Below are 14,497 nucleotides of genomic sequence, written 5' to 3'. Positions count from 1 at the left end.
AGGTTCCTCGGGCAATGCGCATTGGTGTCCTCACGTCCGGCGGCGACTGCCCCGGTCTCAACGCAGTCATCCGCTCCGTAGTGCACCGGGCGGTTGTCGACCACGGCGACGAGGTCATCGGCTTCCACGACGGCTGGCGCGGCCTGCTGGAGTGCGACTACCGCAAGCTCGACCTGGACGCCGTCGGCGGCATCCTGGCGCTCGGCGGCACCATCCTCGGCTCGTCCCGGGTCCAGCCCGCGCACCTGCGCGGTGGCGTGGAGCGGGCCCGCGGCCACGTCGCCGATCTGGGTCTCGACGCGATCATCCCGATCGGAGGCGAGGGCACGCTGAAGGCGGCCAACCTCCTCTCCGAGGCGGGACTGCCGATCGTCGGCGTACCGAAGACCATCGACAACGACATCGCCTCCACCGACGTCACCTTCGGTTTCGACACCGCCGTGGGCGTGGCCACCGACGCGCTGGACCGGCTGAAGACGACCGCCGAATCGCACCAGCGGGTGCTGATCGTGGAGGTCATGGGCCGTCACACCGGCTGGATCGCCCTGCACTCGGGCATGGCGGCCGGCGCGCACGCCATCGTCGTGCCGGAGCGTCCGTTCCACATCGACGAGCTGACCAGGGTCGTCGGGGAGCGCTTCTCGGCGGGCAAGAAGTTCGCGATCGTGGTGGTCGCCGAGGGCGCCAAGCCGCAGGACGGCACGATGGCCTTCGCCACCGGTTCCGAGGACGTCTACGGGCACGAGCGCTTCACGGGGATAGCGTCCCAGCTCTCGATCGAGCTGGAGCAGCGCCTCGGCAAGGAGGCCCGCCCGGTGATTCTCGGCCATGTCCAGCGCGGTGGTACCCCGACGGCCTACGACCGGGTGCTCGCCACCCGCTTCGGATGGCACGCGGTGGAGGCGGTGCACCGCGGCGAGTTCGGCATGATGACGGCGCTGCAGGGCACGGACATCCGGATGGTGCCGCTGACCTCCGCGGTGGAGACCCTCAAGACCGTTCCGGCGGAGCGGTACGCCGAGGTGGACTGCGTTCTCTGAGCCTCTCCGGCTCCCTCCTGCTCCCGCTCCCCCCGCTTCCGGAGGGGCGGCCACGACACCCCGGGACTGCCCCCGGCCGCGAGTGCGGTCGGGGGCAGTCCTAGTCTGGACCGGACAACCGGCACGAATCGGGGACGTCCCCCAGCAGGAGTGAACAGATGGATCACGGCGGGCACGGCATGAACATGGATCTGCCGCCGTTCACACTGGGCCGCGGGCTCGCGTTCTCGGCGGACCCGTTCTTCCTGGTCGGCTGCCTCGCGGCACTGGCCCTGTACGGCTGGGCCGTGGTGCGGCTGCGGCGGCGCGGGGACGACTGGCCGGTCAACCGGACCCTCTTCTTCGTGGTCGGGGTGCTCAGCATCGCCCTGGTGATGTGCACCCGGCTGAACGACTACGGCATGGTCATGTTCAGCGTGCACATGATCCAGCACATGGTGATCAGCATGCTCTCGCCGATCCTGCTGCTGCTGGGAGCGCCGGTGACCCTCGCGCTGCGGGCGCTGCCGGTGGCGGGGAGACGGGGCGCCAAGGGCCCGCGCGAGCTGCTGCTGATGCTGCTGCACAGCCGCTACATGAAGATCATCACGCATCCGGTCTTCACGATCCCGCTCTTCATCGCCAGTCTCTACGGCCTCTACTTCACCCCGCTCTTCGACTTCCTCATGGGCTCGACGCCGGGTCACCTGGCGATGATGGTGCACTTCCTCGGGGTCGGGCTGGTCTTCTTCTGGCCGATCATGGGAATCGACCCCGGCCCGCACCGGCCCGGCTACGTGATGCGGATGCTGGAGCTCTTCGCGGGGATGCCGTTCCACGCGTTCTTCGGCATCGCCCTGATGATGGCGTCCCAGCCGATGGTGGAGTCGTACAAGCACCCTCCGGCTTCGCTGGGCATCGACGCGCTGGCCGATCAGAGCTGGGCGGGCGGTATCGCCTGGGCCTTCAGCGAGGTGCCGTCCGTGCTGGTGCTGATCGCCCTGGTCTTCCAGTGGTACCGCTCCGACCAGCGGCTCGCGAAGCGCGAGGACCGGGCGGCGGACCGGGACGGCGACCAGGAGCTGGCGGCGTACAACGCGTATCTCGCCTCTTTGCAGGCGCGCGGACGGTAGCGCGGCACCCGCCTCGGGGGCGACCATGGTTCCAACGGCCGCGCGGCCGACGAGGAGCGTGCGCGCATGTCCGGATCGACGAAGTCCATGGGAGTCATCACCGTCGCGGCCCTGGTGGCGGTGACGGCGTACACGGTGGCGCTGGGGAGCAACGGCTGGCTCTGGTTCGGGTGGGTGGTGCTGGGGCTGTGCACGCTCGGCATGCTCGCCGTCCGGGACGCCTGAACCGGGCGGACGCGGTGTCCCGGGCCCGCGCACCCGCCGGCCCGGGGCGCCGCACGGCTTACACTGACGGGCCCGCACCACCCGCGTGGTGTCCGGTACGAAGCAGCCCGAAGCCGATCCGGCAGAGCGAGGTTCACCCTCCGTGTTCTACTACGTACTGAAGTACGCCGTGTTCGGCCCGCTGCTGCGGCTGCTCTTCCGGCCCCGCATCGAGGGACTCGACCACGTCCCGGCCGAGGGGGCCGCGATCATCGCGGGCAATCACCTGTCCTTCTCGGACCACTTCCTGATGCCCGCCATGCTGAAGCGCCGCATCACCTTCCTGGCGAAGGCGGAGTACTTCACCGGCCCCGGGATCAAGGGGAAGCTGACGGCGGCGTTCTTCCACAGCATCGGCCAGATCCCGGTGGACCGGTCGGGCAAGGAGGCGGGCGCTGCGGCCATCCGTGAGGGGCTCGGGGTCCTCGCCAAGGGCGAGCTGCTCGGCATCTACCCGGAAGGCACCCGCTCGCACGACGGGCGCCTCTACAAGGGCAAGGTCGGGGTCGCGGTGATGGCCATCAGAGCGGGGGTCCCGGTGATCCCCTGCGCCATGGTCGGCACCTTCGAGATCCAGCCGCCCGGACAGAAGGTACCCAGCATCCGGCAGGTCACGATCCGTTTCGGTGAGCCGCTGGACTTCTCCCGGTACGCCGGGCTGGACGGCCAGAAGGCCGCGATCCGGGCGGTCACGGACGAGATCATGTACGCGGTCCTGAACCTGTCCGGGCAGGAGTACGTGGACGAGTACGCCGCGAAGGTGAAGGCCGCCGATGCGGCCGCGACGGGCAAGAAGCCACCTCGCGGGAAGTCCTGACCGGCTGAACGCCGGTGGCGGAATCGGCCACCGGCGAAACGCTCTGCCGAACCGCGGCCGCGCCTTCTAGCGTTCCCTCCATGAACACGAACAGGCACGCATGGGTCCTCGGGGCGACCGGACAGATCGGACGGACCGCCGTGACAGCGCTGCTCGCGGACGGTTGGCGGGTCACCGCGGTCTCGCTCCGCGGTGGCCGGGACGCGACGTGGCCCGACGACGTCCGCACGGTGGCGCTCGACCGCGACGCCGACGGCGCCCTGGCCGCCGCCCTCGGGGACGACTGCGACGTCCTGGTCGACATGGTGGGTTTCCACGGTGTGCACGCACGCCAGCTGACTGCGCTGACCGGCCGCATCGGAGCAGCGGTGGTCGTCTCCAGCGGCGCGGTCTACACGGACGGGGAGGGGCGCGGCTTCGACACGGCGGGCCGCCCTGGTGGCGATCCTCGCTATCCGGTGCCGATACCCGAAGTCTGGACCACCGTGGAACCGGGCGACTCGACGTACGCGACGCGCAAGGTCCTGCTGGAGCGCGAGTTGCTGTCGGCGGGCAAGGAGCTTCCTGTGACGGTGCTGCGGGCCGGCGCCGTCCACGGCCCCGGCTGCCGGACACCGCGCGAGCTGTACTTCGTCAAGCGGATCCTGGACGGCCGGCGCCGCCGGGTACTCGCGTACGGAGGCAAGAGCGTCTTCCATCCCGCGCACACCTCGAACGTGGCGGAACTGATCCGGCTCGCCGCCCTGCGGCCCGGGTCGAGGATCCTCAACGCGGCCGACCCCGGGACCCCGACGGTGGCGGAGATCGGCGAGCTGATCGACGCGGTGCTGGGCGTGGAGACGGAGACGCTGCTGCTGCCGGGGCCGCCCGGCGAGGACCACGTGGGAGACACCCCGTGGACGATCCGGCACCCGGTGGTCTACGACATGACGGCGGCGGAGCGGGAGCTCGGCTACCGGCCGGTTACCACCTACGCCGATGCGCTGCCCGAGAGCGTCCAGTGGCTGTCCTCGCGGCTGTCCGGGCGGGGGTGGACGGATGCCTTCCCGAAGCTGTTCCAGCAGTACGGCCCCGCTCTCTTCGACTACGCGACGGAGGACGCCCTGCTGGAACGTCACCACGCGCGCTGAGACGACGGGCGCCCCCTGCGGGGGTGCGGGCGGCCGTGACCGGCCTCCCGCACCCGTTCGACGGTGGCCGGTTACGGCGCGGGCGTGGCGTGCGGGGTGCACGTCACGTCGTGCCGGTCGGTGCGGCCGGTGAGCAGATAGGTGTTCACCCGGTCGTTGACGCAGGTGTTCAGGAGACCGGTGACGCCGTGCGATCCGGCGTCCTTCTCGGTGATCAGCCGTGAGCCCTTGAACCGCTGGTGCAGCTCGACCGCTCCCTCGTACGGTGTGGCGGCGTCACGCGTGGACTGGACGATCAGGACGGGCGGGAGCCCCTTGCCCGTCTTCACCTCCAGAGGCGTCTGCCGCTTGGTCGGCCAGGTGGCGCAGGGGAGGTTCATCCACGCGTTGGCCCAGGTCAGGAAGGGGTAATCGCGGTGCAGCCGGGTGTTGTCGCGGTCCCAGGTGCGCCAGCTGGTGGGCCACGGCGCGTCCGCGCACTCGACCGCGGTGTACACGGCGTTGCTGTTCTCGGTGGCGGCGTTGCCCGCGGTGTCACTGAGGTCGGGGGCGACGGCGTCGACGAGCGCCTGGGTGTCTCCGGCCAGGTAGGCGCTCCAGGTCCGGGCCACGGGTGCCCAGGAGGAGTCGTAGTACGGCGCGCTCTGGAAGAACCCGATGAGTTCGGCGGGGCCGACGACGCCGCCGATGGGGTTCTTCTTGGCGGCGGCGCGCAGGGCGAGCCAGGCCTGCTCGACCTTCTCGGGCGTGTCGCCGATGTGGTAGACGGAGTCGTTGCGGGCGACCCACTCCTGCCAGTCCTCCCAGCGGTTCTGGAAGGCGACGTCCTGGTTGAGGTTGGCCTCGTACCAGATGTTGCCCTGCTCAGGGTTGACGACGCTGTCGACGACCATCCGGCGCAGGTGTCCGGGGAAGAGCGTGCCGTAGACCGCGCCGAGGTAGGTGCCGTAGGAGACGCCCAGGTAGTTCAGCTTCCTCTCGCCGAGTGCCGCCCGGATCACGTCCAGGTCCCGCGCGGTGTTGAGGGTGGTCATCTGCGGCAGCAGATCGCCGCTGCGCTCGGCGCAGCCGGCCGCGTACTCGGCGGCGAGCTTGCGCTGGGCCAGCTTGTCCGCCTCGGTGTCGGGCACCGGATCGGCCTTGGGCACCTTGACGTACTCCTGCGGGTCGGCGCAGGAGATGGGGGCGGAGTGGCCCACGCCGCGCGGGTCGAAGCCCACGAAGTCGTAGGCCGCGGCGACCTTGGTCCAGATCGGGTTCTTGTTGGTGATCCGGGTCGGGAAGCGCAGGCCGGAGCCTCCGGGACCACCGGGGTTGTAGATGAGGGCGCCTTGGCGCTCGGCGGCCGTCCCGGTGCTCGCGTGGCGGTCGACGGCCAGCTTGATCTGCTTGCCGTACGGCTTCCTGTAGTCGAGCGGGACGGTCACCCAGCCGCACTGGATGGGCGTGGGGAGCGCGTAGTCGGCGGGGCAGTCCGCCCAGTCGATGCCCGCGCGGGCTGCGCGTTGCGCGGCGATCGCGGCTCCGCGCGCTTCGGCCGCGTCGGTGTGCCGGTTGTCCGCTCCGGCCGCCGGTGCGGCCGTCATGCCCGCTATGAGCGTCCCCGCGATCAGAGTGCCGGCCGCGCCGAGCACTGCGGTGCGTCTCAAAGTGGAACCTCCCCCATGGGTTGTCGTGCCGCGTCGGTGCGGCACGGATCTACGGTTTCCCGCGGATCATTTCCCCTGTGAGGTTCCTGAGAACAGTGCGCATCCGCTTTTCTTTACCTAACCGATAACCGGTAACAGCGGTACCGATCAACGGACTTGCCAGGAGGTGACCATCAAGTCTCGTCCACTTGCGCGCCGTTGACCTGCTCAACCGCCGCCCAGCACGAGCCCCATGGCCCTGTCCAGGACTTCGCGCAGCAGTCGGGCGTCGGCGGCGACGGCCGTGACCAGTGCGGCGGGCCCGGCCAGCGGGGTGAGGACCGCGGTGGGGCCGAGCAGACGTGCGGCCATCGGTTTCTCCTCGAACTCTGGCATGACGACGAGGAGTTGACCTACGGCCCGATGGCCGCCCAGCACGGCGGGCCCGTCCCAGCCGCCCGGGGCGCCGGGACCGTAGCCGAGCTCCTGGTCGAGCAGCGGGCGTCCCGCGCGCCGCACGGCGAGGCGGGTGGCCAGGGCGCCCGTGGATTCGCCGTGGCGGCCGAGGACCTGCTCCTCCCTGAACACCAGCCGGGCGGTAGGGGCGAGTTCGACGGTGGTGGTCATCCGCAGTTCGCTGCCTCGGGCGGAGATCAGCTGCTCCGGGAGCCAGCGCAGTTCCGCCTCCTCGTCCACGGTCAGCCGGACGTCGTAGTGGGCGGGCCCGGGGCCGGGGAGCGCCACCGTGGCGGCGGCGGCGCCTACGGTGAGCCGCGCCCCGCACCCGGCCTCCGCCTCGACGGCGAGGCGGTCGCCGCCGAGGGGCGCGCTCATGGCACCGACGACGGTGACACCCGCGTACGGGGCCGGGGCCCTGGTCCGGCGGAGCGCGAGGGGGCCGTCGCTCTCCAGTACCGGCAGCGCGGTGGAGCCCCGCCCGTCCCGGGCCGCACGGATGCGGGCGGTCGCGACGACGCTCACGAGGACCAGGAGGCGAGCTGCGACCGTACCCATCCGGCCACCGGCGCGACTCCGTCGGCGGAGGTCAACGAGGTGAATACGACTGGAAGTTCACCGCGCTGCTTGGCGGCGTCCTCGGCCATCCGGCCCAGGTCGGAGCCGACGTACGGGGCGAGGTCGGTCTTGTTGACGACGAGCAGGTCGGCTGTGGTCACGCCGGGGCCGCCCTTGCGGGGGATGTCGTCGCCGCCGGCCACGTCGATGACGAACACCTGGGCGTCGACCAGCCCCTTGGAGAAGGTGGCGGTGAGATTGTCGCCGCCCGACTCCACGAGGATGAGGTCGAGCGGGCCGACGCTGTCCTCCAGGTCCTCGACGGCTTCGAGGTTGGCGGAGATGTCGTCACGGATGGCGGTGTGGGGGCAGGCGCCGGTCTCGACGGCCTGGATGCGCTCGGGCGGGAGTACCGCGTTGCGGAGCAGGAACTCCGCGTCCTCGCGGGTGTAGATGTCGTTGGTGACCACGGCGATGGAGAACTCGTCGCGCAGGGTCCGGCAGAGGGCGGCGACGGTGGCGGTCTTGCCGGAGCCGACCGGCCCGCCCAGCCCGATGCGCAGGGCGCGGCGGGTGCCGTCCGGTCGTGCGGCGTCCGCGCCGACCGCGGCGGGCCCGTCGTGCGAGTGGTCGAGATGCATGGTGCGGCTCCTGAGTGGTGGAAGGTGCTACGAGGCGAAGAGGCGGACCGGCCAGGTGGCGTGCGTCTCGGCGGCGATGTCGAGCAGCGGGGCCGATGCCGCGGGGAGGGCGTCGATGCCCTGCCGGGCGGCGGCAGCGGCGCGTTCGGCGACGCGGTCGAGTTCGGGGGTGAGCCGCGCGAGGACGGCGGTGGCCTCGAAGGGGTCGAGCGAGAGCAGCCGGACGACGGCGGTGGAGGGCCCGCCGACCGCCTCGTACGCGGCGCAGTACGCGGCGTCCTCGGGGGTCAGGCCGGCCGAGGCGGCGGTGAGTCCGAGGACGACGGGCTGGTGGGCGCCGCGTGGCCGGGCGGCCGCGAGCGCGTCCAGGGCGGGACTCGGCCAGGTGGACCTGGCGGCCCTCATCAGCTGACGGCCGAGCTTGCGGGCAGTGGCCCGCAGGGCGGGTGAGGGTGTGCGGGCGTCCGCCGCCTCGTCGAGCGCGAGCGGGTCGTGGCCCAGGGCCGCCGCCGCGGCGAGTGCGGCGGCGGCGAGGCCGGTGGTGTGCAGACGGCCCCGGCAGAAGTCGGCGAGGTCGCCCGCGTCGCGGATACGTCCCGCCGTGACGGCCGGTTCGGCGCCGCCGGAGTGGGCGTGGCCTCCGGCGGGGAACCGGCCGTCGGCGAGGACGAGCAGGGCTGCGCGTGACATCGGCCCTTCCTGATCAGAAGAGGAAATAACGTTGGGTCATGGGCAGTTCGGCGGCCGGTGCGGGTTCGACGAGGTCTCCGTCGATCGTCACGGCGAAGCTGTCCGGGTCGACCTGCACGCGGGGCAGCGCGTCGTTCTCCCGCATGTCTGCCTTGGTGACCCCCCGGGTGCTGGTGATCGGCACGAACCGCTTGCCGAGACCGAGGCGCTCGGGCAGCCCGTCCTCGATCGCGGCGGTGGAGACGAAGTTGAAGGAGTTGGCGGCGGGAGCCCTGCCGACGGCGCCGAACATGGGACGCGGCAGAACCGGCTGGGGGGTCGGGATGGACGCGTTCGCATCGCCCATCTGGGCGTACGCGATCTGGCCGCCCTTGATGACCAGTCGCGGCTTCACCCCGAAGAAGGCGGGGTCCCAGAGGACGAGGTCGGCGAGCTTCCCGGACTCGACCGAGCCGATCTCACGGTCGAGCCCCTGGGCCACCGCCGGGTTGATCGTGTATTTGGCGACATAGCGACGCACCCGGTGGTTGTCGGCCGCACCGTCACCGGGGAGCGCGCCCCGGCGGTTCTTCATGACGTGCGCGGTCTGCCAGGTGCGCAGGACGACCTCGCCGATCCGCCCCATGGCCTGGGAGTCGGAGGAGATGATCGAGATGGCGCCGAGGTCGTGCAGGATGTCCTCGGCGGCGATGGTGGAGGGCCGGATGCGCGACTCGGCGAACGCCAGATCCTCGGGGACGGCCGGGTTGAGGTGGTGGCAGACCATCAGCATGTCGAGGTGTTCCTCGATGGTGTTGACGGTGTGCGGTCGGGTCGGGTTGGTGGAGCTCGGCAGGACGTAGGGCTCCGAGACGACGGTGATGATGTCGGGCGCGTGCCCGCCGCCGGCCCCCTCGGTGTGGTACGCGTGGATGGTGCGGCCGGCGATGGCGGCGAGGGTGTCCGCCACGAAACCGGCCTCGTTGAGGGTGTCCGTGTGGATGGCGAGCTGGGCGCCGCTCTCCTCGCAGACCCGCAGACAGGCGTCGATGACGGCGGGAGTCGCCCCCCAGTCCTCGTGGATCTTGAATCCGAGAGCGCCGCCGCGCAGTTGGGCCCGCATGGCCTCGCGGGACATGGTGTTGCCCTTGCCGAGGAGCCCGATGTTGACGGGGTACCCCTCCAAGGCCTCGAACATCCGGGCGAGGTGCCAGGAGCCGGGGGTGACGGTGGTCGCCTTGGTGCCCTCGGCCGGTCCGGTACCGCCGCCGACGAGGGTGGTGATCCCGGACGACAGCGCCTGGTCCACGAGGGTCGGCGAGATGAAGTGGACGTGCGCGTCGATGGCGCCCGCGGTCAGGATCTTGCCGTTCCCCGCGATGATCTCCGTCTCCGGCCCGATGACGAGGTCGGGGTGGACCCCGTCCATGGTGTCGGGGTTCCCGGCCTTGCCGATGCCGGTGATCCGCCCGTCGCGGATGCCGACGTCCGCCTTGACGATCCCCCAGTGGTCGATGACGACCACACCGGTGATCACCGTGTCGGGGGCGCCCTCGGCGCGCGTGGTGCGGGCCTGGCCCATGGACTCCCGGATCACCTTCCCGCCGCCGAACACCGCCTCGTCGCCGGCCCGTCCGGGGCCGCCCGAGCGGTCCTCCTCGATCTCCACGAGCAGAGAGGTGTCGGCGAGCCGGATACGGTCGCCGGTGGTCGGGCCGAACAGGTCGGCGTAGACGGCACGGTCGAGTTCAGCCATCGAGGGCACCTCCGGTCTTACCGCGCAGGCCGGGCACGATGCGCGCGCCGGCGAGCGGGACGAGTTCGACGTCCACGGGAATGCCGGGCTCGAAGCGCACGGCCGTCCCGGCGGCGATGTTGAGCCGCAGGCCGCGGGCCGCCCCGCGGTCGAAGTCGAGACCGGGGTTGGCCTCGGCGAAGTGGTAGTGGGAGCCGACCTGGACGGGCCGGTCGGCCGCGTTGAGGACGGTGAGACGGGTGACGGGGCGGCCCTCGTTGATCGGCACGGCCCCGTCCGCGTACAGGATCTCTCCGGGAATCACGGCGCCCCTCAGACGATCGGGTCGTGGACGGTGACGAGTTTGGTGCCGTCCGGGAAGGTGGCCTCCACCTGGACGTCGTGGATCATCTCCGGAATGCCGTCCATGACGTCGGCGCGGGTGAGCACCTTGCGTCCGGACGCCATGAGTTCACCGACGGTCCGGCCGTCGCGCGCGCCTTCCAGGATGTGAGAGGTGATCAGCGCGACCGCCTCCGGGTGGTTGAGCCGCAGGCCGCGCGACCGGCGTCTCTCGGCGACGTCGGCGGCCACATGGATGAGCAGTCGCTCCTGCTCGTGCGGGGTGAGTTGCACGCTTCCACCTCATCGTCTCGCGCCCGGTATCTGCCCGGCCCGGTGGCACCCGTCGGACACCGACACGTTCGTCGGGCGCCGGCGGCGGGCGTCACCGGCCAGGCAACGCACGTTAGGACCTAAGTTTTTCCGTCGCGTTAACTGGGACGGTCCCGCTCCGGCGCCGGGCGGTGCCCGGACGGCGCTCCGTCGGCCGGGCACGCCCCCCGGCCGGTCACCGGTGCGGCCCACGCGGCCCCGTCTCGTATACGGCGCGTACCGGCCCAGCCTCCTGGGCGGCGCGTACCGGCCCTGGGATACGCGGTGCGGGGCGCCGGGGCGCCGACATGGTCCGCCGGGCGCTCGGGTAGTAATGCAGCGACCCACTCCGGCAGGCGCGGTGCGAGGGCGGCCGCCGGACCCGGGGCCGAGCCACGGAGCCCCGGCCGACGGCACGAAGCGCTCCGCGCCGCAGCCCCGTCACGGGCCCCGGCCGGCCGGGTCCGTCGCCGACGACACCGACCGCGGCCCCGTCCCCGACGCCCGCTCGGCCCGCGCCCGCTCCCGTCGGGCGCGTGGACCGGGGAACGCCGCACCGCCCACCCGCACCCCGCCCCACGCGCCCCACGAGGTGAAGCCCCGATGCTGCCCCCGGAGTTGCCGCCGTTGCCCGCCCTTACCCGCGCCGAAGCGGAGTTCATCGACCGATATCTCGCCGTCCTGGACCAGGTGGGCCGGATCAACCCCGCTCGGGGCAGCGACACTTACGGGGCGCTTCGGGCGGCCCAGGCGTTGGCCTCGCACGCGGCGGCGCTGCGGGACGCCCTCGCGCTGATGCACGAGCGGGGGGAGGCACAGATCCACGCCGCCACGCTGGCGCGGGCGCTGAGGGCACTGGACGGGGAGCGGCGGGCGGGGCGGGTCGCCGTACCGCCCCGGTCGGGGAGTTGACGCCGGGGTGGGCGCCGGTCCAGGACCGCAGCCGGTGTCCGTTCAGGCGACGAGCAGGCGGAGGCCGAGATCTGCGGCATCGAGGCCGACGAGGTCGCCGTTGCGTTCGGCCCAACGGCCTGAGCCGAGGTCGTCGCCGAGGCTTCGTACCGCCCGCTGCTCGGCCTCCGGCCCGACCCTCGTCCACACCGACATCGCACGGCGCACGTGGTCCTCCAGATACGCCTCCGGCCGACGCCAGTACGCCTCGAACAAGCCGTCGGCGCAGTCCCACGGAACGGGCACCGGCGCGGCGCGGGCACCGATCGCCTCTGCCATCCCCGCGAGTGAGGGGAATCCCGCCAGGACGCCGACGAACTCGGGCAGGTAGTCGCGGGTGAGCCAGAACCGGTCCGGCCATCCGGGCTCGTCGGTGTCGAACGTCAGCACCACCACGCGCCGGGCCACACGGCGCATCTCGCGCAGCCCCGCCATCGGATCCGCCCAGTGGTGGACGGTGGAGACGGCCATCGCGACGTCGAAGGACCGGTCCCTGAACGGGAGTCCCTCCGCCGTGGCGGCCACGCACGGCGCCGATCCGGCCGGCCGCTGTGCCCGCATGACCGCCGACGGCTCCACCGCGGTGACGACGCGGTCGGCGGGCTCGTAGGAACCCGTTCCGGCCCCGACGTTCAGCACCGTCCGCGCGTCGCCGAGCGCGTCCCAGATCTGCGCGGCGATCCGCGGCTCGGTACGCCGTGTCGCGGGGTAGGCGCCGCCGATCTCGTCGTACAGCCGTGCGCCGAGCATCTCCAGTTGCTCCTCCGGTGTCACCCGCATTCCCTTCGCCCGCGTCCCGAGTTCCCTGTCGATGGCCGCCACCATGGCGTCGGCCCGATCGCGTCGCTCCAGCAGCAGGCCGCGCAGTCGGCGCAGATGCGCGACCGCGTCGGCGGACGGGTCGCCGACGAGTTCCGCGACTTCCCGCAGACCGAAGCCCAGCCGCCGGTAGGCGAGTACCTCCCGCAGCCGCTCCACGTCGCCCGCCGAGTAGGCCCGGTACCCGGCCGCGGTCCGCCCCGACGGGCGGACGAGCCCGATCTCGTCGTAGTGGTGCAGCGTGCGGACGCTCACGCCGGCCAGTCGGGCCACCCGCCCCACGGTCCAGTGATCCTTCACGGCACCCACTGTGCGGCCTGACGCCACGTGAGGGTCAAGGGCCGCACCCCTCGACCCGGGACCGCGGCCGATGCGCGGAAACCCGGCCGATTCGCCCGGTTACCCCGGCGACACTCCGTAACGAATATCCGATTTTCCCCCCGTTCAGCGCAGGGATTCCGCCCACCGCGCCCCTCCCCCGATTTGCGCTCCCCGGCGTTCTCCCCATCCACGAAGTACCGCACTGCGCAGGCTCGGTGGAGGCGCTCCTGGTACGCGCCCCAGGCCGCTTCGGACACTCCCCCACTCTCCCGGCGCAACGGGGGCCGACCGTACTGACTCCCTCTGCCACCTCGAAAATCCCGCACGGCCTGGGTGAAGATCCGTGGGACGACAAGCCCCCGCCACCCTGACGGGGCGGTCCGCGCGGACGCCGAGTCCTGCCGCCGAGCGGATGACGGGTCGACAGGAGTGGATCGGCAGGAGTGGAGGACCCGAGCACAACGGGTCGGCCGGGCAACCGGACGTCCCTCGGGGTGAAGCCGCATCGCGCGGCCGGGCGACTTCGCCAGCCCGAACCCGACAGGTCATCCTTCACAGGCGGCTGACGAAGGGTTGCGCATGACTGCGCAGGTTCGTGTCCCGTCTCTGCTCACCCGGGCCGGTACGGCCTCGGTCCTCACGCTGGCCCTCAGCTCGACGATGCTGGCCCCCGGTCTGGTGTCCGACGCCGAGGCGGCCACCACCGCCCGCGCGTCCAAAGCGCTCCGGATCGCCGCGTCGAAGAAGGGTTCCCCCTACCAGTGGGGGGCCACCGGGCCCCGCAGGTTCGACTGCTCCGGGCTGACGCTCTACTCGTTCAAGAGGGTCGGCAAGAAGCTGCCCCGTACGGCGCAGCAGCAGTACAACAAGACGCGCCACATCACCTCCTCGCAGCGCAGGAAGGGTGATCTGGTCTTCTTCCACAGTGGTCGCAGCGTCTACCACGTGGGCATCTACGCCGGCAACGGCAAGATCTGGCACTCGCCGAAGACCGGTTCCGTGGTCCGGCTGGAGCGGATCTGGACGAAGCGGGTCTGGTACGGGCGGGTGCGCTGACGCACCGAGCCGGGCCGCCACCGTGGATGGCCGGCCCGGACGGGGCGGCACGCGACGACACCGCCGGGTCGCGCGCGCCCCGTCCGGGCCGGGGTGACGTCAGCCCCGTACCGGCACCGACCAGGGCAGGGTGACCCACACGGTCTTGCCGCCTTCCTCGGTGGGGGTGACACCGAACCCTCCGCCGCACTCCTTGGCCAGCGCCCTGATGATGGCCAGTCCGCGCCCGTTGTCCTGCTGCACCGCCGCGGGCAGCCGTCTGGGCCACCGGGGGTGGCTGTCGGTCACCTCCAGACGCAGTTCCTCGTCGCGGTCGAGCACCAGCCGCACCGTGAACGTGGGTGACTGACCGAGTGTGTGCAGGACCGCGTTGGTCGTGAGTTCCGAGACGATCAGCAGGATCGTCCCGGCTTCCTCCGTGTCGTCGTGCATGCCCCACTCCGCGAGTACGCGGGCCACATGTCTGCGGGCCGCGGACACCGACACCGGATCGCTCGGCAGGGTGACATGTGCTTCCTGATGGTCTGCCATGGCGACGCCGTCCCTTTCCGCCCGGGCGACCCCTATCGGCCCGGATTGTGCCTGGCGCCAGAGTGCCACCGCATGAGCCCACGCAGGCACGATCTGCCGAGATATGCATATATCT

Annotated in this window: 16 protein-coding genes; 7 read left to right on the top strand and 9 right to left on the bottom strand. The window is 71.7% G+C overall.

From position 1 onward, the window contains the following. The first annotated feature begins 14 nt into the window (after positions 1-14). From OHT52_RS28485 to OHT52_RS28465, 5 genes are all read left to right on the top strand, one after another. Complete coding sequence (locus OHT52_RS28485) at positions 15-1,040, top strand: 6-phosphofructokinase (RefSeq protein ID WP_328723038.1); 1,026 nt, start codon at positions 15-17, stop codon at positions 1,038-1,040. Positions 1,041-1,198: 158 nt separating this feature from the next. Continuing rightward, entirely contained in the window at positions 1,199-2,152 is a 954-nt protein-coding gene (locus tag OHT52_RS28480) for a cytochrome c oxidase assembly protein (protein WP_328723037.1), read from the top strand. A 66-nt stretch (positions 2,153-2,218) separates the two neighbouring features. Further along, positions 2,219-2,377, top strand: a complete 159-nt coding sequence (locus OHT52_RS28475; protein WP_327174417.1) for a hypothetical protein — start codon at positions 2,219-2,221, stop codon at positions 2,375-2,377. A 142-nt stretch (positions 2,378-2,519) separates the two neighbouring features. Beyond that, positions 2,520-3,233 (top strand): lysophospholipid acyltransferase family protein, encoded by a 714-nt coding sequence (locus OHT52_RS28470; RefSeq protein ID WP_328723036.1) that lies wholly within the window; start codon positions 2,520-2,522, stop codon positions 3,231-3,233. Between the two features lie 80 nt (positions 3,234-3,313). Next, positions 3,314-4,363: an NAD-dependent epimerase/dehydratase family protein gene (locus OHT52_RS28465; protein ID WP_328723035.1), complete on the top strand. Its 1,050-nt coding sequence runs from the start codon at positions 3,314-3,316 to the stop codon at positions 4,361-4,363. 71 nt (positions 4,364-4,434) lie between these two features. Here the strand turns inward: OHT52_RS28465 and OHT52_RS28460 are convergent, their stop codons facing one another. From OHT52_RS28460 to OHT52_RS28430, 7 genes are all read right to left on the bottom strand, one after another. Next, the gene (locus OHT52_RS28460) at positions 4,435-6,012 is read right to left on the bottom strand and encodes an alpha/beta hydrolase (protein WP_328723034.1); all 1,578 of its coding nucleotides are present in this window, start codon (positions 6,010-6,012) and stop codon (positions 4,435-4,437) included. Positions 6,013-6,219: 207 nt separating this feature from the next. Then, positions 6,220-6,972, bottom strand: coding sequence for an urease accessory protein UreD (locus OHT52_RS28455; protein ID WP_328723939.1), 753 nt, complete (start codon positions 6,970-6,972; stop codon positions 6,220-6,222). Then, on the bottom strand, positions 6,969-7,646 hold the full coding sequence (gene ureG, locus OHT52_RS28450) for an urease accessory protein UreG (protein ID WP_328723033.1): 678 nt from the start codon (positions 7,644-7,646) through the stop codon (positions 6,969-6,971). Before ureG ends, OHT52_RS28455 begins: the two co-directional genes overlap by 4 nt. 27 nt (positions 7,647-7,673) lie before the next feature. Beyond that, the gene (locus tag OHT52_RS28445; protein WP_328723032.1) at positions 7,674-8,336 is read right to left on the bottom strand and encodes an urease accessory protein UreF; all 663 of its coding nucleotides are present in this window, start codon (positions 8,334-8,336) and stop codon (positions 7,674-7,676) included. A 13-nt stretch (positions 8,337-8,349) separates the two neighbouring features. Further along, positions 8,350-10,071 carry an urease subunit alpha gene (locus tag OHT52_RS28440; protein WP_328723031.1) on the bottom strand — a complete coding sequence of 574 codons (1,722 nt, stop codon included), beginning with the start codon at positions 10,069-10,071 and terminating at the stop codon, positions 8,350-8,352. Continuing rightward, complete coding sequence (locus OHT52_RS28435; protein ID WP_328723030.1) at positions 10,064-10,375, bottom strand: urease subunit beta; 312 nt, start codon at positions 10,373-10,375, stop codon at positions 10,064-10,066. Before OHT52_RS28435 ends, OHT52_RS28440 begins: the two co-directional genes overlap by 8 nt. A gap of 8 nt (positions 10,376-10,383) precedes the next feature. Further along, on the bottom strand, positions 10,384-10,686 hold the full coding sequence (locus OHT52_RS28430) for an urease subunit gamma (RefSeq protein WP_328723029.1): 303 nt from the start codon (positions 10,684-10,686) through the stop codon (positions 10,384-10,386). Between the two features lie 621 nt (positions 10,687-11,307). Between OHT52_RS28430 and OHT52_RS28425 the strand changes: the two genes are divergently transcribed. Then, entirely contained in the window at positions 11,308-11,616 is a 309-nt protein-coding gene (locus tag OHT52_RS28425; RefSeq protein ID WP_328723028.1) for a hypothetical protein, read from the top strand. 42 nt (positions 11,617-11,658) lie between these two features. Here the strand turns inward: OHT52_RS28425 and OHT52_RS28420 are convergent, their stop codons facing one another. Beyond that, a complete protein-coding gene (locus OHT52_RS28420; RefSeq protein WP_328723937.1) occupies positions 11,659-12,756 on the bottom strand; it encodes a MerR family transcriptional regulator in 1,098 nt (365 codons plus the stop codon). A gap of 618 nt (positions 12,757-13,374) precedes the next feature. On the opposite strand from OHT52_RS28420, the gene OHT52_RS28415 reads away from it, so the two are divergent. Then, positions 13,375-13,851: a C40 family peptidase gene (locus OHT52_RS28415; protein ID WP_328723027.1), complete on the top strand. Its 477-nt coding sequence runs from the start codon at positions 13,375-13,377 to the stop codon at positions 13,849-13,851. Positions 13,852-13,950: 99 nt separating this feature from the next. On the opposite strand, the gene OHT52_RS28410 is transcribed toward OHT52_RS28415, so the two are convergent. Further along, positions 13,951-14,382, bottom strand: coding sequence for an ATP-binding protein (locus OHT52_RS28410; protein ID WP_328723026.1), 432 nt, complete (start codon positions 14,380-14,382; stop codon positions 13,951-13,953). Positions 14,383-14,497 lie beyond the last annotated feature (115 nt).

The sequence above is a fragment of the Streptomyces sp. NBC_00247 genome (genome assembly GCF_036188265.1).
Classification (GTDB): Bacteria; Actinomycetota; Actinomycetes; order Streptomycetales; family Streptomycetaceae; genus Streptomyces.
Note: the sequence above shows the minus strand (reverse complement) of the source record. Positions and strands in the feature narration are given on the sequence as shown.